This is a genomic window from Sutcliffiella sp. FSL R7-0096 (assembly GCF_038595065.1).
Classification (GTDB): Bacteria; Bacillota; Bacilli; order Bacillales; family Bacillaceae_I; genus Sutcliffiella_A.
On record NZ_CP152003.1, the window covers coordinates 547,171 to 568,123 of the forward strand.

Below are 20,953 nucleotides of genomic sequence, written 5' to 3' on the forward strand. Positions count from 1 at the left end.
ATAATGGAAGAGGCGTTTTTTATTTGGTGAAATGGAGGCGAGCCAACTGGCACAATCGGAATGGGATGATGTTGTAACTCACTTGGAAAGGATGCTGCAATCAATCAAATTTGGATCTATCACCCTTGTCGTACAGGATGGAAAAGTCATTCAGATAGAAAAAAATGAGAAGGTTCGCCTTCAGAAAAAATAAATATTGCCAGAATACAGTTGGTGATTGGAGCAAAGGGCGAAGACTCCTTCGGGAGGTAGCGCTTAGTGGAGACCCCGCAGGCTTGCCGAGGAGGCTCCACAAGCGCCCCCAGGAAAGCGTAACCCGTTGCGTAAATCACCAACGTGTTTAATGACATTTTAAAAATCAAATAAGCGCTGACCAGACAAACTGGAGGCGGTCTTTTTACATGATGCTTAGCTCGCATGCACAAGCACATATGTAAAGGGGCTGCCTTTTTTCGTTGGGAAAGAAAGGAGCAACAAGAAGATGAACCAGAAAATAACGTATGAAAGTTGGAAGGAGATATCAACAGACTTTGAGGTACATGATCCTTCAAAAGGCGCAAATGCCGTCTTGGAATGGGCTTATCAGGCCTATTCATCAGATGATATCATCTATGCCTCAAGCTTTGGGGCCGAGGCGGTGGTCCTGATCGACCTGATTCAAAGAGTAAAACCGGATGCCCATATTGTGTTTTTAGATACAGATCTGCATTTTCCGGAAACCTATAAGGTCATTGAACAGATAGAAAGTAGATTCCCGGAATTGCAAATCGAAAAAAGGAAGCCAGCGCTAACCTTGGAAGAACAAGCATCAGCGCATGGCACGGCCCTTTGGAAAAGAGATCCTAGCCTCTGCTGCCACATTCGCAAGGTGGAACCGCTAAAAGAAGCGCTCACGCCAAGGAAGGCATGGATATCCGGTCTCAGAAGGGAGCAGTCACCAACCCGGGCCAACACAAACTTCCTGAATCGTGATGATAAGTTCAAAAATATTAAAATCTGTCCGCTCATCCATTGGACATGGGAGGATGTTTGGGATCACATCCGTATCAGGAGGCTTCCTTATAACGAGCTCCATGACCAAGGATATCCAAGCATCGGCTGCTTTCCCTGTACACAGGCAGTCGGCGCAGCCGGAGATTCCCGCGCTGGCCGTTGGGCGGGGAGTGGCAAGACGGAGTGCGGACTGCATACAAACTAAGGTTGTCTGGGAAGTGAAGGAGGAAAAAGCATGTTAGTTACGATGGCCGTCATCGTTGGTCTATTTTTCGCCATGAATATAGGGGCGAGCGGTGCGGCGGCATCCATGGGTATCGCCTATGGATCAGGAGTTGTCAAAAGAAATCTTGCCTTGGTTCTGTGCGGGATTGCGGTATTCTTTGGGGCATGGCTTGGCGGGGGCGAGGTCGTCAAGACGATGGGAAGTGGGATTGTGCCGCAAAGCACCTTTACCGTTGCCATTGCACTGATTGTGATTGCATCTGCGGCTCTATCTTTATTTTTAGCGAATGTGTTTGGCATCCCGCTTTCCACGAGTGAAGTGACGGTCGGTGCAGTCGTCGGTGCCGGAATCGTCTATCAATCTGTCTTTGTCGGAAAGCTCGCCTGGATTGTTTCGTTCTGGCTTTTGACCCCTGTCCTTGCATTCTTGCTTGCAATCGGGGCCACCTGGGTGCTGAAACATAGAGTGATAGATCGGTGGGTTAAATCATCCCGGGCCGTTCCGATATTGTCGGTGCTTGTCGTGGTGATGGGGGTGTTCGAGGCATTCTCGGCAGGGATGAACAATGTAGCTAATGCGGTGGGACCTCTTGTCGGGGCAGGCATCATGAGCACCGGACAAGGAATTCTCTGGGGAGGATTGTTTGTTGCACTTGGCGCACTATTGCTCGGCCAGCGCGTCATGGAAACGAACGGAAAGAAGATTACCAAGCTACGGTTGGAGGAAGGGTGCGTGATTTCGGGCACTGGAGCCGGGATTGTTACGGTGGCCTCAGTGTTTGGAATCCCGGTGCCCCTGACACAGATCACAACGTCTTCGATTATCGGAATCGGCTTTGTGAAGCAAGGGCGTTCGGTTTTGAAGAAGGACATTGTCGTACAGCTGCTCGTTGTGTGGGTGGTATCGCCGGTGTTGTCGATGGTGCTTTCCTATACACTGATTCACTTATTGATCGAGCGGAATGTGTATCCGGTGATTGCGATGATCGGGGTGTTGGTATCGGTGTTCGGGGTGAAGTTTTTGATGCAGCGCTCGGGAGTTGGATCGGGGACGGCGGTTGTGTCGACAGGGAGTAAGGAGTGAGGGGCGGTTGCCGGAAGCTTTTGGCTCGAAGGTGGTGCTTCGGGTGGGACGAAATGTACAAATGTCTGAAGTTTTGGCGAACTTGTCCAAAGATTTGCTGAACTTGTCCGAAATTTCCTCCAACTTGTCCGAAGATTGGCCAAGATTGTCCGAACCAATTTTTCAAGTGTCCGAACACCCAGGTAAACTTGTCCGAACCACGCAATTTGTTGTCCAAACCGCATAGAAAAAAGTACAGAACTTGTCCGAACAAGCGCAATAGTTGTCCGAACGATTTTTTACAGGCAAAAAACACAAGATTTTCTAATTGATTTCATTTAAAAACCAAAATCCATTCAAAAAAGAGAGGTAACCAAAAATGACCCTACCAAAACCACACGGCGGCACACTTGTGCAAGCCTACCAACCAAACTATGACACGACCAATCTAACAAAAGAAATCCAAATAGACGCAATCGCACTTAGTGACTTGGAACTCATCGGAGTCGGGCTTTTCAGTCCGCTCACAGGCTTCCTTAACAAATCCGACTACCAATCTGTCGTCGAAAACCTCCGACTCCGAAACGGCACGGTCTGGTCGGTCCCTGTCACACTGCCCGTCACAAAAGAAGTAGCAAGCACCTTACAACAAGGGGAAACCTATAAGCTTACCCACCAACAGACCACATATGGAGTCATCACCGTTTCGGAATGGTACGAACCGGATCTCCATAAAGAGGCTCATGAAGTATACAAAACGGAGGAACTCGCACATCCCGGGGTCAAGCGGTTATTCGAACGGGGCGACATATACGTGGCGGGGGAAATCAAGCTAACCAAAAAACCAGACAAAGGGGTAGCCCAGGATGTCTGGATCGAGCCAAAAGAAACCCGTGAACTTTTCCAACAAAAAGGCTGGAAAACGGTCGTCGGCTTCCAAACGAGAAATCCTGTCCACCGCGCTCACGAATACATTCAGAAAGCGGCGCTCGAAACAGTGGATGGACTATTCCTTAATCCACTCGTAGGCGAGACAAAATTAGATGATATTCCAGCCGACGTCAGGCTAAGGAGCTACCGGGTGCTTCTTGAAAACTACTATCCAACAGATCGTGTCCAACTTGCAGTCTACCCAGCAGCCATGCGCTATGCCGGACCAAGGGAGGCAATCTTCCATGCCATCGCCAGAAAGAACTTCGGCTGCACCCATTTTATTGTTGGACGTGACCACGCTGGGGTTGGCGATTACTACGGCACCTATGATGCGCAGCATATTTTCCAACAGTTCACAGAAGAGGAGCTTGGTATCAAGCCATTGTTTTTCGAGCATAGCTTCTATTGCACCAAATGCGAGGGCATGGCCTCTGATAAAACATGCCCGCACCCTAAGGAAGACAGGGTCATTTTATCAGGAACGAAGGTGAGGGAGTTGCTGAGAGCCGGGGAACTGCCACCGTCCACCTTCAGCCGAAAAGAAGTCATCGAAGTCCTGATCGACGGTTTACAACAACAGAAATCAGCTGCCGTATAAGGGGGAAATAAAAAAATGAGCTCAAAAGCGACAAACATCACTTGGCATGAACAGACCATCACAAAAGAGGAGCGCCGTGCACAGAATGGGCATGGCAGCTGCGTCCTCTGGTTCACCGGACTCTCGGGATCTGGTAAATCGACCATTGCAAACGCAGTCTCCACGGAACTATACCGCCAAAGTATTAACGAGTATGTGCTGGATGGAGACAATGTCCGCCATGGACTCAACAAGGACCTAGGATTTTCAGACGCGGACCGGAATGAAAACATTCGACGCATCGGTGAGGTGGCAAAACTTTTCGTAGATAGCGGAAAGATTGTCACCACTGCATTCATCTCACCGTTCCGATCTGACAGGGATCAAGTGAGGGCGTTGTTTGAGGAAGGTGAGTTCATTGAAGTGTTCGTGGACTGCCCGTTGGAGGAATGTGAAAAAAGAGATCCGAAAGAGCTGTACAAAAAAGCAAGACGCGGGGAAATAAAGGACTTCACCGGCATTGATTCCCCGTACGAAGAGCCGCCCCAAGCGGAACTCACGATACATTCCAATAAGCTGACGGTGGAAGAAGCCGTCAACACGATACTCAAATACTTAAGAGATCAAAAGATTATTTAAAAGGGGGAAACACTCATGGCATATATAAAGCATTGGGCCGACAACGAAAAGCTCAACAAGACGGAAAAAGCAAAACTGGAGAAGGATGGCCTCAGGATCCTTGATGACATCCCGCACTACGCCAAGAATGGATTTGATTCCATCCCTAAAGATCAGTGGGACCTATTCAAATGGGCAGGACTTTACCTGCAACGACCGAAAGAGGACGGCTACTTCATGATGCGGGTTAATGTGCCATCCGGTATCCTAACCAAGCCTCAAGTGGAAGCGTTGGCAGGGATTGCGCGCGATTATGGCAGGGGCGTTTTTGACATCACCACAAGGCAGGCGATTCAATTCCACTGGTTGGAAATCGAACAGATTCCGGACATCTTCAACCGCTTGGAAGCGGTGGGGCTATCAAGTGCAGGGGCGTGTGGGGACATCACTCGTACCATAGTCGGCAATCCGATCGCCGGCCTTGATCCAGACGAGCTTTTTGATACAACGGACATTGTAAAAGAAGTCTATGATTTCTTCCAGAAGAATGAGGACTTCTCTAACCTGCCGCGAAAATACAAGATGTCCATCAGCGCCAATACGAAAAATGCATCGAATGCGGAAATCAACTGTGTTTCCTTTACACCGGCGACTAAGACGATAGATGGAGAGGAAAAGCATGGTTTTCATCTTAAAGTTGGTGGAGGGCTCTCCTCCAGGCCATTTCTGGCAGAGACGATTGATGTGTTTGTGGAACCGGAAAAGACGCTTGAAATCGCGATTGCGGTCACCACGATCTTCCGTGATTTCGGTTACCGGGAGAAGCGCCATCTTGCACGCCTGAAGTTTTTGATTGCTGATTGGGGACCGGAAAAATTTAAGGAGAAGCTGCTAGAGTACACCGGCCCACTACCTTCCAAAGGCGAAGAGCCGAAAGAGGAGTGGAATGCAGGCTACTTCTACGGCATCCATGACCAGAAGCAGGAGGGATTGAAGTTCCTCGGCTTCAACGTACCGGTCGGACGCTTAGATTCCGAAGAAGTGTTCGAGCTTGCGAGAATATCGGAAAAATACGGAAATGGGGAGATTAGAACCTGTAACTCTCAGAATCTCATCATCCCGAACATTCCAGCTGAAAATGTGGAAACGTTGCTCAAGGAACCGATTTTTGAACGCATTTCCATCAATCCGAACTCCTTCCTCGGCCATGCGGTTTCCTGCACCGGAATCGAGTACTGCAACCTGGCCTTGGTGGAGACGAAGGAGCGCATGCGATTGATTGCGGAGGAACTGGATCAGCGCATAAGCTTGGATGTCCCTATCCGAACCCATATGGTCGGCTGCCCGAATTCATGCGGTCAGCGCCAGATTGGCGACATCGGCCTGCAGGGGATGAAGATGCGCAATGAGCAAAAAGAGATGGTGGAAGCCTATGAAATCTATGTAGGAGGCACCTTGAACAAAGGCGGAAAGTTCAATGAAAAGCTGAAGGGGAAAGTGGCGGCAGAGGAATTGACGGATGTCCTCGAGGAGCTATTGATCTACTTCCGCGACCAGAAGACAAAAGGGGAATCCTTCTTTGATTTTGTCGGACGAGTGGGAGTCTCGACCTTGCAAGACGTACTAGATACTATTTTAGGAAAAGAAACAGATGGCGTATCTGTATAGATTTGATGTAGCCCTTGAGGCTAAGGAAATTGTATCCGTCATATTTGCTGAGAATGATGAATCGGCTTTTGAACACCTGGATGTGGAGCTTGAGAAGTTTTATCTGAAGGAACCCACAGTGAAGGAAGTTATTTTACGAGAGAAAAAGCGCCTTGGGAAGAAGAGTGGCTATATATTAGATCCAGAGGAGAAAGGGTGGTAGCGCATGAAGGGAAAAGTATATTTGGTGGGAGCGGGTCCCGGGGATCCCGAATTGATTACGGTGAAGGGGTTGCGCCTACTCGAGCAAGCGGATGTCATCCTTTATGACCGTCTGGTGAATCCTGAACTACTAAACTATGCAAAAAAGGATGCGCAGCTCGTCTACTGTGGAAAGCTGCCCCACTACCACACGATGAAGCAAGAGACGATCAATCACTTTCTTGTAAAATATGCCAAAAAAGGCTTGCAGGTCGTACGCTTGAAAGGAGGCGACCCGTTCGTTTTCGGTCGTGGCGGCGAGGAGGCGGAGGAATGCTCCAAGCAGGATGTCCCTTTTGAGGTAATACCGGGAATCACCGCTGGGATTGGAGCGGCTGCCTACGCTGGCATTCCAGTCACCCACAGGACCTTGAGCAAAAGTTTCGCCTTCGTCACCGGACACCAGGCAGGTGACAAGGAGGCGGAGCATCAATGGGCAAACCTTGCACATGCGGTGGATACAATCTGTGTGTACATGGGGGTTTCCCAGCTGCCAAATATACTCATGCGACTACAGGAGAACGGCAAGTCGCCAAAAACACCTATCGCCCTTGTCCACTGGGGTACGCTAAATGAACAGCGGACGGTTGTTGGCACGCTTGCCAATATCGAGCGAAAGGTGAAGGATGCCAACATCTCCAATCCAAGCATGATCGTAATTGGGGAAGTGGTGAAACTCCATGAGAAGCTGCACTGGTTCGAAGAGGAGGTCGTGCCACACTTACCTGTGGTGCATGGATAGAAGGGAGCGGGTTTTGTGACTAGGGCTATTTTATATGTGGGACATGGAACGCGTTCAAAAAAGGGAGCGGAGGAAGCGAAAGAATTTTTAGGGCGGGTCATTGCCCGGGTGGATGCACCAATCCAGGAAATCAGCTTCCTGGAGCTGACCGAGCCATACATTCCAGAAGGTTTCGGACGCTGTGTGGCAAAAGGAGCGACAGAGATCACCGTTGTTCCCATCTTTCTTTTGACGGCTGGGCATATAAAAGAGGATATCCCGGAAGCGCTCGAAACACTGCGTGTGAAATATCCGGATGTCAGTGTGGAGGTCGCCCCTGCTTTTGGCGTGCAGGAGCGGATTGTGGATGCCATAAGTGAATTGGTGAAGACCTCTATCGGAAAGGTGGATCCGGTGGATTCCGTGTTGGTGGTGGGTAGGGGCAGTAGTGATCCCGCTATTCATGGGGCTTTTGCAGAAATAAAAGCGGGGCTTGAAGAGAGACTCGGTGTTTCACGAGTGAGTGTCTGCTATCTGGCGGCAACCACGCCATTATTTGCCGAGGGCATAGAGTCGATTAGTTTCGAAGCTGATGGCCGGGTGCTGGTTGTGCCTTACCTGCTCTTTGCCGGATTGCTATTAAGTGAGGTGGAAAGGGAGGTCCGGAAGAGGAATCGTGCTGGACAGGATATTGTATTAATCGAGCCGTTAAGTCGGCACGGGGCGATTCAGGATATTGTCGTGGAGCGGGCTTCTGGAAAGGAGGATGTTAGAGTTGCAACCGTTGATCATTGATTTGAAAGGGAAAAAGGTTGTCATCGCAGGCGGTGGGAGGATTGCGGCCCGTAAAGCGAAGGTGCTGGATGCGGAGCAGGCGGATATCACGTTTATCGCACCGGAATTTTCCGAGGAAGTGAAGGAACTGTCGGCGATGAGAGGCTACCGATTGGTGGAGCGTGGAGCGAAGGTGGATGATTTTAGGGATGCCTTTCTTGCCATACTCGCTACGAATAACAGGAATGTGAACTCGGCGCTTGTGGGTGGGTTGCACCCGTCACAGCTCGTATGCGTTGTAGACGAGTCAGGGGAAGGGAATGTCACATTCCCTGCAACCGTCAGGCGCGGGAATTTACAGATCGCCGTGACCTCCAATGGTTCCAGCCCCAAGTTGACCCGCAAACTAAAAAGGAAGCTAGAGGAACAGTTCGATTTTTCTTGGATTTCTTATACAGAGTTTCTGGCGGAATATCGGGAGGTGGTAAAGCGGTTACCTTTGTCATTAGAAGAAAAGGGAGAACTGCTGTGGGAGATATTGGAGGATAGGTATCGTTTAGACGAAAAGGCCAGGGAAGAGAAACTGGGGGAATTATTGCGGTTGAAGGAAAGGTTTATATCTTAATAAATACATGAAAAAGCGCTCGTACTTGTCGGATTGTACGGGCGTTTTTCATTGATTAAGGAAATAGAGGAAAATACACCCAAACAGTATCTGGAATAGTATAATAAAGCTATCATAACCTTTATCTATGAAGGAGGGTGCTAGTTTGGACAATATGTTCTACCGTAAATTTACCGCATTCTATGTTTCTACCATTATCATCTCCCTCTTCATTTCTGCAGGCTCCTTCGGTCAAGGGCAACCGGTCTACCTTGATTCGTTCTTGGGCTGGGCTTACATACTCCTTTTCGTGGTTGGAGGAATCATTCTCGTATATGGCAATCTAATTTCCCTCGGTATCGAGTATGTAGTAAATAGGTGGATGAAAGGAAATGCTATCGCTTTTATCCTGATGCATGGGGTTTTTGGTGGAGTGCCTGTCGTCTGGTCTCAACAATGGACGCTTACCCTATATACTACAGGTGCGGCATTACTTTATGCGATAGTGGATCGGTGGATATTCAATCGAAGTTGCAAGAACAAACATACATGGCCAGTCCATACAGTTGCGCCGGTACTTTTCTTGATTTTGTTCGCTATTTTCATGGTCAAGTCCCAATCTCTACCTACCTATGGTACAGAACAGGTTGTGGGGTTTATCCTCTAGGGAATGTTATAGAAATTAAATCGATTGACCATACTTTATTAAAAATAATAGATTGACAAAATTTCCAACAAACCTATATAATCTTCTCAATATCAAACGTCGAAGAGGACCAGTAAAATGATTTCGTCTATCCAAGAGAGGGTGCCGAGTGGTGGGAGGCAGCCATAGATGACCATTTGAACCTGCCTCAGAGTTCTGCATCCGAAACGGTGCAGCGGTTCAAAACCGTTACCATGAAAGAGAGTGAAGCCTTGCTTTGAATAAGGGTGGTACCGCCGGAAATGGTCCCTTATTTATAGCGGGGCTTTTTTTATTTATCTGTAAAATGGGTTTGGCATCAACTCGGGGTATTTTGGCACGAACTTTCAAAGGAGGCTCTCTCGTTTACTAGCATACCCCGGCGATTATAATCCAAGCGTTGAATTCAGATTAAAAAGACAGGAGATTAATAAAAATTTCACATAGATTAAGCCGATATTTTTACTAACAAATAGAAATATCCTTAATACTTTGAAAAAAAGGAGCAAACCAACATGTCCAATAAAAATTTCGTAGAAAAAATCACTAATATGGACGAAGACTTCGCCCAATGGTACACGGATGTTGTCACCAAAGCCGAACTTGTCGATTACTCCAGCGTCCGCGGCAGCATGATCATCCGCCCATACGGCTATGCACTTTGGGAAAACATCAAAGACTCACTCGACAAACGAATTAAAGAAACCGGCCACGAGAATGTCTATATGCCACTTTTCATCCCGGAGAGCCTGCTTCAAAAAGAAAAAGATCACATCGAAGGGTTCGCGCCAGAAGTGGCCTGGGTTACCCATGGTGGCGATGAAAAGCTACAGGAACGCTTAGTTGTCCGTCCTACATCAGAAGTGCTGTTTGGCGAACACTACAAAAACATCATCCATTCCTACCGCGACCTGCCAAAGCTCTACAACCAATGGGCAAATGTGGTTCGTTGGGAAAAGACAACAAGGCCATTCCTGAGAACCCTAGAATTCCTTTGGCAAGAAGGGCATACGTGCCATGAGACAGACGAACAGGCACACGAGGAAACGGTGAAAATGCTCAACGTCTATGCGGAAATCTGTGAGGATATCCTGGCTATCCCTGTCATCAAAGGGCAAAAAACGGAAAAGGAAAAATTCGCTGGAGCCAAATACACCTACACCATTGAGAGTCTGATGCACGATGGCAAAGCTTTACAATCAGCAACATCTCATCATCTGGGAGATGGTTTTGCCAAAGCATTCGGCATTCAATTTCTGAACCGTGAAGGAAAGCAAGAATACGTCCAGCAAACTTCCTGGGGCTTCACAACCCGTATCATAGGAGCGATGATCATGGTGCATGGCGATGACCGCGGTCTTGTCGTTCCTCCAAGGATTGCACCAACGCAGGTCATGATTGTCCCAATCGCTCAGCACAAAGAAGGGGTCCTTGATTTTACCTATGATTTAAAAGAAAAGCTGGCCAAAACTATTCGCGTAGGAATAGATGCCAGTGACAAAAAGCCAGGATGGAAATTCAACGAGTACGAAATGAAGGGAATTCCACTAAGACTGGAAGCGGGGCCACGCGATATCGAACAACAACAAGTAGTCCTTGTCCGCCGTGACACCGGCGAGAAAATAATCACACCTATGGAAGGACTGGCAGCCAAGATCCAAGAAATCCTCGAAGACATCCAGAAAAACCTTTTAGAAAAAGCAAGATCCCACCGCGAAGCGAAAACAAGTGTGGCGACAACTTTCCAAGCTTTCCAAGAACAAATCGAAGGAAAAGGCGGCTTCATCAAAGCCATGTGGTGTGGCGAGCAAGCGTGCGAGGACAAAATAAAAGAGGAAACTAGCGCCACATCACGTTGTATGCCTTTTGAACAAGAACAGGTAGCCGAAAATTGTGTATGTTGCGGAAATGAAGCAAAACATATGGTATATTGGGCTAAGGCATACTAGATCGATTAAGGGGAGAAAGCCATGCAACTGGAAAAATTCATCGACCGCAGAAAGACGCATTCGGTCAAATGGTTCATCGAAGATCAAGATATTATCCCGCTTTGCATCGCAGATATGGATTTCCAGGTTTCCGAAGAGATTGTCAGTGCCATCAGCCAAAAAGCCACTCACGGAATCTATGGATACAGTACATTTTGCGCCAGGTACTACGACGCGGTAGAACACTGGTGGAAGACGCAATACGATTGGGAGCTGAAGCACGAATGGATCTCGTTCAGTCCGGGAATCATTCCGGGGATGAACCTTTTATTGAAGGCATTAACGCAACCGGGTGATTCGGTGATTGTGCAGGATCCTGTTTATTATCCGTTCTTTTCTACCATCCAAACACAAGGGTGTAACATCTTGCATAATTCCCTCCTCTATTCCGAGGACGGCTATAAAATGGACTTCGAAGATTTTGAAGAAAAAGCAGCTCAGCCAAATACGAAGGTGTTCATCCTCTGCAGCCCGCACAATCCGGTCGGCAGAGTCTGGACTCGTGAAGAGTTACGAAAGATTGGGGAGATTTGTGAAAGACATGGAGTGATGGTGATCTCAGACGAAATGCATGGCGACCTCACCTATCCGGGGCACAAGCATATTCCATTCGCAAAGGTGCATCCTGACCATCTGGATTTTTCCATCACCTGCGCAGCACCAAGCAAGACGTTTAACATTGCGGGAATGCAAAGCTCTATTTTTATCATTCCGAACAAAGAAATAAAAGAGAAATACGAAACGCTCCTAAACGGTTTCGGGCTGATGCGTCCCAATGCGTTCGCGGTAGAAGGAACCATCGCAGCCTACTATAAAGGGGTGCCTTGGCTTCAAGAAGTGAAGGAGTATTTAAATGAAAACCTAGAGTATGTTTACACATACTTGAAGGAGCATATTCCAGCCATAAAAGTAGTGAAACCCGAGGCAACTCATTTGATCTGGCTGGATTGCCGGGAGCTCGGAATTGCTGCAGAAGAATTGCACGCCTTCTTTTTAGAAAAAGCGGGAGTCCGACTTGATGAAGGAATGAAATTTGGTGCAGGCGGTCAAGGCTTCGAGCGCATAAATATTGCCTGCCCACGTGAGGTGCTGACGGAAGCACTATTAAGAATGAAAGCCGCAATAAAAGAGATGGAGAACTGCTGACGCTAACGTGTTGGCAGTTTTTTCTTGGGGAAATTACTTGGGGGTGGAGATGAAGATTTCCGGAGTTGATTTTTGGAGGCGGGATTAAACTTTTTATTCTGGCAGACAAAAAACTAAAAAGCTTAGAGCCACACGACCCTAAGCTTTCAAAAGCATAACCACTAACGTCTTTGCCCCTCATAAATCCGCAAGTTGGCATAAATCTTCTCCAGAGTAGGAGCGGATATCCCTTGCTCTTTCGCAACCCCAAGCAGATAACCATAAAAATGATCAGCCTCTACCGACAATCCTTTTTCCATGTCACGCTGCATCGAAGACTTCATGCCTGCTTCGATGGAATGAAGTTTATCCCAGTTTCCATCCACAATATTCTCAGCAAGTGGTGCATCTACACTTTTCATAATACCGGCAGCTTCCTCTAAAGTCTGTTTGATGGTATCCGCACCGAACTCATCCTCCCGTATTGGCCCTATTGGCGAACGGAACAATGTCGTGACCCCAGCCAAGGTAGCGATGAAAAGGTACTTTTGCCACATGGCTTGATGGATATTCTCGGATAAGACAAAGTTGGCCTTTGTGCCACTGAAAAATCTAGAGAGCTTCTCTACCCGTTCCGACTTTCCGCCATCCAGTTCCCCGAAAACGAGATCATGAATGGCACTTGTCTGAATGATGGCCCCTTGGTCGTCCAAGGTAGATTCCACAAAGCATAGTCCACCAATCACATTTGACTCATTGAAGGCCGCACTTAATTTTTCCATATGTGCTATCCCGTTAAGCAAAGGGACAATTATCGTGTCCGGTCCGGCATAACTTCTGAAGTCCTCCATCGCAGAACTTAAATGGTAGGCTTTCATTGATAATAAAATGACATCGTACGGATCTGCCTTTTCTCCACTGACCAGTAGCTTTGGTTTTAGTGTGGCATCCCCATGAGCGCTTTTAATGACAAGTCCGCTCTCTTCAAGTTGCTTCTTCCTTTTTTCCCGTACAAGGAACGTTACATCCTCGCCCTTTTCCACTAAACGTCCGCCAAAATATCCACCAACCGCACCTGCACCGACAACAAGTATCTTCACCTATAATCCCTCCCTATTATGTATGGCTTCATTGTAACAGGTTTGGAGAAAAATCTGTCCAGGAATGCATTTGTCTCATAAAGTTCAAATATTTGGTATATTAGAAGAAAAGAAAAATAGGAGAAAGCCCAATGAATCTACTTGAACACAACATATAAAAACGCAATCGCGGACCTCCAAGCTACTAGGCACCAGCAACTGAATGAAAGAAAATGGAGGATAACTAAATGAAAACTGATCAACTATTCGAACACTATTTAAAAGAGGCAGAAACCGATTTTTCCGGATGGGATTTCTCCCATATAACAGAAACTGGCCGTCTTGCATCAGGAATGCTTTCCTGGTCATACGGCAGCATCGCAAAAAAACTGATGGCAGATGCCACATCCATGCTGGACATGGGGACAGGCGGCGGGGAACTGCTTTCCAAGTTGCAACCATTCCCACAAACTGTCTGTGCAACCGAAGGCTACAAACCGAACTATCCTATTGCAAAAGGAAGACTGGAACCACTCGGTGTACAGGTGGTCGAAGTGGAGCCGTACAACCGGCTTTCTTTTCCAGACAAACACTTTGACCTAATTATCAACAAACATGAAGAGTACGATCCGAGCGAGGTTAGAAGAGTTCTGCAAGAGGGAGGGACATTTCTCTCTCAGCAGGTGGGGCGGAGCGACTGTCAGGACATCAACAGATTTCTGGGAGCACCGATTAATGAAGAGTATGCTCATTGGAATCTTGAATTTGCATATAAGCAATTGGAAGAGCATGGATTCCAGATTCTACTTAGTAAAAAGGAATATCCTATGCAACGTTTTTACGATATCGGTGCACTAATCTATTATTTAAAGGCCATTCCGTGGCAGGTAGTGGATTTCATGGTAGAAGATTACCTGGATCCCTTGTACAATCTTCATCTGAAAATTAATCGGGAAGGGTATTTGGATATCAGGCAGGACCGGTTTATTTTAAAGGCGACAAGCAAATAAACATCTGGGCAAGCATTATAATCGTGGCGTTTGTCGAACAGTGTCGTTTGGCATGTATTGTATAGTATTTGGATTGTATTTAGGTGGGAACGGACAGTATATGCAAGAGGTCGGACTGTATTTGCCCTAGTTCCGACAGTAAATGATAAATCCCTAACGCCTTACTGGGACGGTTCCCTCTGCAATTGCCTAAATAGTGTGATAATATATATATTGAGTCCATAACCGCATATATAATGTCACCCGTCCCCCGAGTCAAAAGGATATAAAGGGGTTTAATCCAAGTGAAAGTGAAAAACGTAGAATTAGAAACTAAATTAGCTAACAAGGTAAGCGAAATAGACTTTTCAGGTGTGATACACGTGGAGAACCGCACTGGAATAATCCATTCCAGTGCTCATGGCTTCTCCAATCGGGCAGAATCCATTTCCAACACTACCAACACGAGATACGGAATTGCCTCAGGCTGTAAGCTTTTCACGGCGATTGGCATATGCCAGTTGGTGGAGAGGGGATCCCTAACGTTTCAATCAAAAATAAGCAACTTGTTGGATCATTCTTTCCCTCATTTCGATGGGGAGGCCACGGTCCACCATCTGTTAACCCACTCATCTGGCATACCGGACTATTTTGACGAGGATGAAATGGATGATTTCGAAGAGCTTTGGGTGGAGAATCCAATGTATCGCATGAGACAACTAGAAGATTTCCTCCCGCTCTTTCAGAAACAACAGATGAAATTCAACCCGGGAGAAAAATTCCACTATAATAATGCCGGTTATATATTATTAGGGTTGGTCATTGAAAAGGTAGCGGGCGTTCCTTTTTCTGATTATGTAGAGGAACATATTTTTACCCCTGCACAAATGTCTGATTCCGGTTATTTCTCTCTGGATAAGTTACCTGGCAGAACGGCAATTGGTTACATGGAAGAGGAAGACGGTTCCTGGAGGACCAACAGCTACTCCATCCCTATAAAAGGTGGAGCAGACGGTGGAGCCTATGTTACAGCAGGGGATATGGCGAAACTTTGGCAAGCCCTAATGAACGGGAAGTTAGTAAGTAAAGAAATGCTCGCCAAATTGCTGACACCTTGGATTCAAACGGATAACGAAAGAGATTACTATGGTTATGGAACCTGGATCGAGAAAGAGTCTGACAACATAGTAAAATACCATGTCATGGGCTATGATCCAGGTGTAAGCTTTGCGTCAGGCTACTACCCGGACTCAGAAACGATTGTCGTGATTCCGTCCAATAAAGAAAGTGGTCCCCATAAGCTGATGTACTTGCTTGAAGACCTGATCTGAATAAGAAGAGAGGCATATCTGTTAGTTGCAGGTATGTCTTTTTTGCGTTTGCCTATGAAATTAATAAAGGATTTATTCTATATTTATAGAATTATGTATTCTATAAATATAAAACGAGGTGCTGATCAAATATGAAACTCCTAAGCATTACAAACAGAAAAAGAGAGTCCTACCAGGTATCGTTCAGGCATTCCATCCTCTTGGAGTGTGCGCTGGGAATTGCGGTAGTGACGAATACGCCATTACACGATTCCTTGGAAAAAACTAAGCATTATTGGAGCAATCTCAGGGGGAACTTGTCACCTGAATTACAGGATAATCTGGATTATGTGGAAAAGCACAACACGTGGAAAGCCTTGCTGCAACTTTGTCATTATCATCACTGTGAAGATTTTCATGAATTCCTTTCTTTTATAGAAGAGCTCGAGGACAGTCAGCTTAAGTTTTATTCTCTTCCTTACTTGGGCAAGGAGCTTCAGGACATGCGGAGGCAGGCTTCAAAAGGGGACAAACATCCTTGCCGTTCTTTGATGGAGGCAACGAAGGAACACAGTTTCTTTCCAAAATACATACAGTGGATTTGCGAAAGTGATACCGCCCAGTTAAAAAGTCACCTTAAAATTGTGATGATCAAATGGTATGAGGAATTTGTGCAACCATCCGAGCGGGAAATCTGTGAGATGTTGAAGAGGGATGTCGCGTCCAAGGAAGAAAAGTTGAATAAGCTCTCGACAGAACAGCTAGTAGAGTGGGCGACAGGTGGGATTGAATATCGTGCGGAGCCGAATGTGCAAGAGGTAATGCTTGTGCCGCAGCAAATTTACCGTCCATGGAATATTGAAGCAGATATGGAAGGGACGAAAATTTTTTACTATCCTGTAGCCGATGAAAGCATTGCGCCAAATGATAGGTACACCCCGGATCACTTTTTGGTGGCAAAATACAAGGCATTAGGGGATGAGGCAAGATTGCGGATCGTGAAGCATCTGTCGGAAAAGGAATGTACCCTGCAGGAGTTGACCGGTTTATTGGAGGTGGGAAAATCCACCATCCACCATCACTTGAAAATATTAAGGGCCGCCAAACTCGTGGATAGTAAGGATGGGGTTTACACATTACGAAAGCAAGCTGTGAGTCTTATAGAAGAAGATTTGCAAAGGTATCTGGATCGATGAAAAAGGTTTGGAAGAATCGCTCGTTTCTCTATGTCTGGTCGGGAAACATGATTTCCGAACTTGGCGGTGCTTTTGGGACCTTCTGCAACTCCATCATGGTGTATCAGCTAACAGGTTCAACCTTGGCCTTAAGCTCCATGTGGCTGTTGTGGTTTGTAAAAGAACCGACACCGGAGCTCCGAGTACGAAGCACATGGTGGAAGGAGTTTAGTGAAGGCATCTCCTTTTTCTTCAAGCAACGGATTGTTGCTTGGCTGGGCTTTTTCCTTGCGTTCGTTCAGTTTGGTGTGGGGGTCACGATGGTCACAACACTGCCCTATATTACCGGAGAGCTTGGAGGGAGTTATGCCTCGTATGGTTATTTTATGGCGGGATTTCCTGTTGGGTATATTTTGGGGGCATTGTTGGTTGGGCGAATCGCTTTCGGAAGTCCTCGTTTTGTGATGCTTGGAGCATTGGCAATCGGCGGGCTGACATTTGTCGGACTTGGGTGGAACGGGAGCAGTTTAATGGTCGCCATTGTGCTAGAAGTGTTGGCAGGTGTGGTGATGGCCATCTTCAGTATTAACAATACGGTGCTCTGCCAACGAATCATTCCCAACCACTTGATGGGCAAAATATTTTCCGTTCGCCTCTTTATCATAAGGGGCGTTATGCCTCTGGGCGTATTGGTGGGCGGAATGCTTGGTGAAGTGTGGGGAGTGAGGCCATTGTACTTTTTGATAGGCTTTATGATCGCTGGTGTCGCGTTGGTGGGGATGTTGCTACCATATTTTAAGTTTATGGATGAGGAGATGGAGGAACGGAAGGCATCATGACGGAGGGGGAGTTTTTTCTTCCCCTTTCCTTTCCGCAATCTCCAAAGAGTTGCAATGGAACCACCAGAATCGAAAAGAGGGGAAGTTCAGTCGTCATAGAGGTCGTATGGAACCACCAGAATCAAAAAAAGGAGAAGTTCAGTCGTCATAGAGGTCGTATGGAACCACCAGAACCAAAAAAAGGAGAAGTTCAGTCGTCATAGAGCTCGTATGGAACCACCAGAATCAAAAAAAGGAGAAGTTCAGTCGTCATAGCATAGATACACCCATAAATTAGAACCATTTTTGCCCGTAAGAATAAGTACTACTCGTTAGAGTTACCCCTGTAATCGCCCAAAATCCACCTCCCCCTAACACAAACATCACCCACCAAATGCATCTTTTTACGTTTCAATTACCTTTAATAGGGTAAAGAGTAATATTTTCAATTAAACCCAACTTAAAGGAGGAACACCACACATGACAAAAGCACTTTTCCTTAACTGTTCACTCAAATCTTCAAAGGAAGAATCCAATACAGAAGCACTTATGAAAGAGGTAATCACCCACTTCAACAAAGAAAACGTAGCATCCGAGATTGTCAGGATAGTAGATTACAACATAAAATTCGGTGTTAGTGAGGACGAAGGCTATGGGGATGAATGGCCAGAAGTGTTCAACAAGGTGAAGCATGCGGATATCGTCATCATCGGAACCCCGGTGTGGCTTGGTGAGAAGAGCAGTGTTGCGAAAATGGTAATGGAACGACTTGATGGAGGAAGTGGACTAACGAACGACAATGGACAATATATTTACTATAACAAGGTAGGAGGGGTGGTCATAACGGGGAACGAAGATGGTGCGAAAAATGCGGCTTCTTCCATTCTGTACGGCTTGACGCATATAGGATTTACGATCCCACCAAATGTTGATACATACTGGGTTGGCGAAGCCGGACCGGGACCGTCCTATATCGAAGCAGAAGGATATAAGAACGACTTTACTATGGAGCATGCCAAGATCATGGCATACAATTTGATGCATTTCGCCAAAATGCTAAAAGAGAACCCAATCCCTGCAGAGGGAAATGTGGTCGAACAGAGCTAGAATTCAATAAAAGGAGCGGTATCCATGGAAACACAAACAATCAAATCAATATCACAACGATTTATGAATGTGCGTGACCTCACCATGAAGCTTGTTCAACCATTGGAGACGGAAGATTTCATTATTCAATCACACCCGGATGTCAGCCCGCCCAAATGGCATCTGGCCCATACCACATGGTTCTTTGAGCGCTTTGTCCTCAAAGAGTACTTTGAGAACTACAGAGAGTTCCATCCAACATACGATTTTCTTTTTAATTCCTATTACGAGACAGTTGGTCCTTTCCAGCCGAGGCATCAGCGCGGCGTCCTTTCTAGACCAAGCATACAAGACATTTTCCAATACCGCAGTTATATTGATAATTATGTGGTGGATCTCTTATCACAACTTGAAGGGGGCGAACCAGAAAAAGTCGACAAGGTCCATAGCCTCATAGAAATCGGCATGCAGCATGAACAACAGCATCAAGAGCTGATTTTGATGGATGTAAAATACAACTTCTTTGTGAATCCGTTGCATCCAGTCTATAAAGAATCCAAATCTACATCATCAAAAAAAAGAGAACCATCCTTCCACATATATGATGGAGGTCTCATTGAAATCGGGCACAACGGCGAAGGGTTTGCTTTTGATAATGAAGGGCCGAATCATAAAGTATGGCTCGAGCCATATAAACTGGCTGACCAGCCTGTCACGAACGGTGAATACTTGGAATTCATCGAAGCCGGTGGGTATCAGAAACCTTATTACTGGCTATCCGACGGTTGGAATACGGTGAAAAAGAATGACTGGCAGGCTCCGCTTTACTGGAGTAAGGATGAGGATGGCGAGTGGTATATTTTTACCCTGGCAGGAAAGAAGAAGCTGGATCTCTATCAGCCTGTTGTTCATGTCAGCTTCTATGAGGCGGATGCCTTCAGCAGATGGAAGGGCAAGCGTCTGCCGACAGAAGCAGAGTGGGAGCATGCGGCAAGGGATCTCGAGATAAAAGGGAACACGATGGACACAGGCAACTATCATCCTGCAGCCTCCGATCAATCAGCAGGTTCCAAGATGTTTGGTGATGTGTGGGAATGGACAGCAAGCGCCTACTCACCATACCCGGGAAGCAAGCCGCTTGAAGGGGCGCTTGGTGAATATAATGCTAAATTCATGTGCAATCAGATGGTGTTGCGGGGCGGTTCCTGTGCCACACCGCAGGAACATATCCGAAACACCTACCGCAACTTCTTCCCGGCTGACAAACGCTGGCAGTTCAGCGGATTCCGACTGGCGGAGGATGCGCTATGAGATTATTAGAACATAATATCCAGAGCTATGACTTTTATATAGAAAAAGAAAACATGCGTGATGAAATAGTAAAAGGACTAGAAGCTCCAGTGAAAACCATCTCTTCAAAATATTTATATGACCATCATGGCTCCGAGTTATTTGAGGAGATAACAGAACTTGCGGAGTACTATCCGACGCGCACCGAAATGAAAATTTTCAACGAAAGGATTCAGGAAATCACGCTCTCTGTCGGTAACGTCCACACCTTGATAGAATATGGCAGTGGAAGCAGCAACAAAGTTAAGGCACTGCTTCACAATTTCGCGAGTCTTAAAGAATATGTTCCAATTGATATCTCACGGGACTTTCTCTTTCAATCTAGCTTGGAGCTCGCGATGCAATTCCCTCATATCACCATAAAGGCGGTATGTGGTGATTATACGGCTCCGCTTACCTTGCCGTTAGAGTCGAGTGGAAAAAAGGTCATCTTTTTCCCTGGTTCTACAATCGGAAACTTCGAGCCGGTGGATGTTCGGAATTTCCTGATTAAGTCCGCCCAGCTTTTGAACGAAGGAGATGGTTTCCTTATTGGTGTCGATACGAAAAAGGACCTCCACACGTTAGAGCGGGCATATGATGACAGGGAAGGCGTCACCGCGGCATTCAATCTCAACCTCCTCAAAAGGATGAACAGGGAGCTGGGGGCAAATTTCAACGAGGAACAGTTCGAACACCTCGCTTACTATAACGAGGAAAAGGGTCGCATTGAAATGCACCTTGAAAGTCAGTGCGATCAGCAAGTGATCATCGGTGAGCATGAATTCTCCTTCCGGGAAGGCGAAACCATCCACACGGAAAACTCTTATAAATATTCAATCGGTCAGTTTCAGACGATGGCGTTGGAGTGCGGATTTAAGCCGAGCAAAGTGTGGACAGATGATGAAGAAAATTTCAGTGTGCATTACCTAGAAAAATAAACAAAAAAACAG

22 protein-coding genes and 1 other annotated feature are annotated in these 20,953 nt (G+C 46.6%); of the genes, 21 read left to right on the plus strand and 1 reads right to left on the minus strand.

All coding sequences use genetic code 11. The features are described 5' to 3' along the window. Positions 1-31 precede the first annotated feature (31 nt). From MKY77_RS02945 to MKY77_RS03010, 14 genes are all read left to right on the plus strand, one after another. Positions 32-193 (plus strand): YezD family protein, encoded by a 162-nt coding sequence (locus MKY77_RS02945; RefSeq protein WP_339148760.1) that lies wholly within the window; start codon positions 32-34, stop codon positions 191-193. A 288-nt stretch (positions 194-481) separates the two neighbouring features. Continuing rightward, on the plus strand, positions 482-1,198 hold the full coding sequence (locus MKY77_RS02950) for a phosphoadenylyl-sulfate reductase (RefSeq protein WP_339148762.1): 717 nt from the start codon (positions 482-484) through the stop codon (positions 1,196-1,198). 30 nt (positions 1,199-1,228) lie between these two features. Beyond that, positions 1,229-2,302: an inorganic phosphate transporter gene (locus tag MKY77_RS02955; RefSeq protein ID WP_339148763.1), complete on the plus strand. Its 1,074-nt coding sequence runs from the start codon at positions 1,229-1,231 to the stop codon at positions 2,300-2,302. Between the two features lie 43 nt (positions 2,303-2,345). Continuing rightward, positions 2,346-2,528, plus strand: coding sequence for a hypothetical protein (locus MKY77_RS02960; RefSeq protein ID WP_339148764.1), 183 nt, complete (start codon positions 2,346-2,348; stop codon positions 2,526-2,528). Between the two features lie 132 nt (positions 2,529-2,660). Next, complete coding sequence (sat, locus tag MKY77_RS02965) at positions 2,661-3,812, plus strand: sulfate adenylyltransferase (protein WP_339148765.1); 1,152 nt, start codon at positions 2,661-2,663, stop codon at positions 3,810-3,812. A 15-nt stretch (positions 3,813-3,827) separates the two neighbouring features. Then, the gene (gene cysC, locus MKY77_RS02970) at positions 3,828-4,430 is read left to right on the plus strand and encodes an adenylyl-sulfate kinase (RefSeq protein ID WP_339148766.1); all 603 of its coding nucleotides are present in this window, start codon (positions 3,828-3,830) and stop codon (positions 4,428-4,430) included. A 15-nt stretch (positions 4,431-4,445) separates the two neighbouring features. Beyond that, positions 4,446-6,077 carry a nitrite/sulfite reductase gene (locus MKY77_RS02975; protein ID WP_339148767.1) on the plus strand — a complete coding sequence of 544 codons (1,632 nt, stop codon included), beginning with the start codon at positions 4,446-4,448 and terminating at the stop codon, positions 6,075-6,077. Continuing rightward, the gene (locus MKY77_RS02980; RefSeq protein WP_339148768.1) at positions 6,061-6,279 is read left to right on the plus strand and encodes a DUF3906 family protein; all 219 of its coding nucleotides are present in this window, start codon (positions 6,061-6,063) and stop codon (positions 6,277-6,279) included. Before MKY77_RS02975 ends, MKY77_RS02980 begins: the two co-directional genes overlap by 17 nt. 3 nt (positions 6,280-6,282) lie before the next feature. After that, complete coding sequence (gene cobA / locus MKY77_RS02985) at positions 6,283-7,059, plus strand: uroporphyrinogen-III C-methyltransferase (protein WP_339148769.1); 777 nt, start codon at positions 6,283-6,285, stop codon at positions 7,057-7,059. Between the two features lie 36 nt (positions 7,060-7,095). Next, a complete protein-coding gene (locus MKY77_RS02990; protein WP_342515642.1) occupies positions 7,096-7,833 on the plus strand; it encodes a sirohydrochlorin chelatase in 738 nt (245 codons plus the stop codon). Further along, complete coding sequence (locus MKY77_RS02995) at positions 7,805-8,437, plus strand: NAD(P)-dependent oxidoreductase (protein WP_339148772.1); 633 nt, start codon at positions 7,805-7,807, stop codon at positions 8,435-8,437. Before MKY77_RS02990 ends, MKY77_RS02995 begins: the two co-directional genes overlap by 29 nt. 145 nt (positions 8,438-8,582) lie before the next feature. Next, complete coding sequence (locus MKY77_RS03000; protein ID WP_339148773.1) at positions 8,583-9,083, plus strand: hypothetical protein; 501 nt, start codon at positions 8,583-8,585, stop codon at positions 9,081-9,083. Positions 9,084-9,173: 90 nt separating this feature from the next. Beyond that, positions 9,174-9,376, plus strand: a binding site (T-box leader). A 240-nt stretch (positions 9,377-9,616) separates the two neighbouring features. Next, entirely contained in the window at positions 9,617-11,050 is a 1,434-nt protein-coding gene (gene proS, locus MKY77_RS03005; protein ID WP_339148774.1) for a proline--tRNA ligase, read from the plus strand. 21 nt (positions 11,051-11,071) lie between these two features. After that, the gene (locus MKY77_RS03010) at positions 11,072-12,235 is read left to right on the plus strand and encodes a MalY/PatB family protein (RefSeq protein ID WP_339148775.1); all 1,164 of its coding nucleotides are present in this window, start codon (positions 11,072-11,074) and stop codon (positions 12,233-12,235) included. Positions 12,236-12,396: 161 nt separating this feature from the next. On the opposite strand, the gene MKY77_RS03015 is transcribed toward MKY77_RS03010, so the two are convergent. Beyond that, complete coding sequence (locus tag MKY77_RS03015) at positions 12,397-13,314, minus strand: ketopantoate reductase family protein (protein ID WP_339148776.1); 918 nt, start codon at positions 13,312-13,314, stop codon at positions 12,397-12,399. Between the two features lie 227 nt (positions 13,315-13,541). Here MKY77_RS03015 and MKY77_RS03020 point away from each other — a divergent pair, with 227 nt between their 5' ends. The 7 genes from MKY77_RS03020 to egtD all read left to right on the plus strand — a co-directional run bounded on the left by MKY77_RS03020 (position 13,542) and on the right by egtD (position 20,941). Beyond that, positions 13,542-14,303: a methyltransferase domain-containing protein gene (locus MKY77_RS03020; protein ID WP_339148777.1), complete on the plus strand. Its 762-nt coding sequence runs from the start codon at positions 13,542-13,544 to the stop codon at positions 14,301-14,303. 284 nt (positions 14,304-14,587) lie between these two features. Further along, positions 14,588-15,613 carry a serine hydrolase gene (locus MKY77_RS03025; RefSeq protein WP_339148778.1) on the plus strand — a complete coding sequence of 342 codons (1,026 nt, stop codon included), beginning with the start codon at positions 14,588-14,590 and terminating at the stop codon, positions 15,611-15,613. Positions 15,614-15,744: 131 nt separating this feature from the next. Next, entirely contained in the window at positions 15,745-16,788 is a 1,044-nt protein-coding gene (locus MKY77_RS03030) for a metalloregulator ArsR/SmtB family transcription factor (RefSeq protein WP_339148779.1), read from the plus strand. After that, positions 16,785-17,606: an MFS transporter gene (locus MKY77_RS03035; RefSeq protein ID WP_339148780.1), complete on the plus strand. Its 822-nt coding sequence runs from the start codon at positions 16,785-16,787 to the stop codon at positions 17,604-17,606. Before MKY77_RS03030 ends, MKY77_RS03035 begins: the two co-directional genes overlap by 4 nt. 459 nt (positions 17,607-18,065) lie before the next feature. Next, positions 18,066-18,692 (plus strand): flavodoxin family protein, encoded by a 627-nt coding sequence (locus MKY77_RS03040; RefSeq protein ID WP_339148782.1) that lies wholly within the window; start codon positions 18,066-18,068, stop codon positions 18,690-18,692. A 24-nt stretch (positions 18,693-18,716) separates the two neighbouring features. After that, positions 18,717-19,982 carry an ergothioneine biosynthesis protein EgtB gene (gene egtB, locus MKY77_RS03045; RefSeq protein WP_339148783.1) on the plus strand — a complete coding sequence of 422 codons (1,266 nt, stop codon included), beginning with the start codon at positions 18,717-18,719 and terminating at the stop codon, positions 19,980-19,982. After that, the gene (egtD, locus tag MKY77_RS03050) at positions 19,979-20,941 is read left to right on the plus strand and encodes an L-histidine N(alpha)-methyltransferase (RefSeq protein ID WP_339148785.1); all 963 of its coding nucleotides are present in this window, start codon (positions 19,979-19,981) and stop codon (positions 20,939-20,941) included. The genes egtB and egtD overlap by 4 nt, the downstream gene beginning before the upstream one ends. The last annotated feature ends 12 nt before the right edge of the window (positions 20,942-20,953 follow it).

What these genes read in the sequence shown, in the direction of transcription:
- MKY77_RS02945 (WP_339148760.1), top strand. Translation starts at nt 32, where the DNA reads ATGGAGGCGAGCCAACTGGCACAATCGGAATGGGATGATGTTGTAACT.
- MKY77_RS02950 (WP_339148762.1), top strand. Translation starts at nt 482, where the DNA reads ATGAACCAGAAAATAACGTATGAAAGTTGGAAGGAGATATCAACAGAC.
- MKY77_RS02955 (WP_339148763.1), top strand. Translation starts at nt 1,229, where the DNA reads ATGTTAGTTACGATGGCCGTCATCGTTGGTCTATTTTTCGCCATGAAT.
- sat (WP_339148765.1), top strand. Translation starts at nt 2,661, where the DNA reads ATGACCCTACCAAAACCACACGGCGGCACACTTGTGCAAGCCTACCAA.
- cysC (WP_339148766.1), top strand. Translation starts at nt 3,828, where the DNA reads ATGAGCTCAAAAGCGACAAACATCACTTGGCATGAACAGACCATCACA.
- MKY77_RS02975 (WP_339148767.1), top strand. Translation starts at nt 4,446, where the DNA reads ATGGCATATATAAAGCATTGGGCCGACAACGAAAAGCTCAACAAGACG.
- MKY77_RS02980 (WP_339148768.1), top strand. Translation starts at nt 6,061, where the DNA reads ATGGCGTATCTGTATAGATTTGATGTAGCCCTTGAGGCTAAGGAAATT.
- cobA (WP_339148769.1), top strand. Translation starts at nt 6,283, where the DNA reads ATGAAGGGAAAAGTATATTTGGTGGGAGCGGGTCCCGGGGATCCCGAA.
- MKY77_RS02995 (WP_339148772.1), top strand. Translation starts at nt 7,805, where the DNA reads ATGTTAGAGTTGCAACCGTTGATCATTGATTTGAAAGGGAAAAAGGTT.
- proS (WP_339148774.1), top strand. Translation starts at nt 9,617, where the DNA reads ATGTCCAATAAAAATTTCGTAGAAAAAATCACTAATATGGACGAAGAC.
- MKY77_RS03010 (WP_339148775.1), top strand. Translation starts at nt 11,072, where the DNA reads ATGCAACTGGAAAAATTCATCGACCGCAGAAAGACGCATTCGGTCAAA.
- MKY77_RS03020 (WP_339148777.1), top strand. Translation starts at nt 13,542, where the DNA reads ATGAAAACTGATCAACTATTCGAACACTATTTAAAAGAGGCAGAAACC.
- MKY77_RS03030 (WP_339148779.1), top strand. Translation starts at nt 15,745, where the DNA reads ATGAAACTCCTAAGCATTACAAACAGAAAAAGAGAGTCCTACCAGGTA.
- MKY77_RS03035 (WP_339148780.1), top strand. Translation starts at nt 16,785, where the DNA reads ATGAAAAAGGTTTGGAAGAATCGCTCGTTTCTCTATGTCTGGTCGGGA.
- MKY77_RS03040 (WP_339148782.1), top strand. Translation starts at nt 18,066, where the DNA reads ATGACAAAAGCACTTTTCCTTAACTGTTCACTCAAATCTTCAAAGGAA.
- egtB (WP_339148783.1), top strand. Translation starts at nt 18,717, where the DNA reads ATGGAAACACAAACAATCAAATCAATATCACAACGATTTATGAATGTG.
- egtD (WP_339148785.1), top strand. Translation starts at nt 19,979, where the DNA reads ATGAGATTATTAGAACATAATATCCAGAGCTATGACTTTTATATAGAA.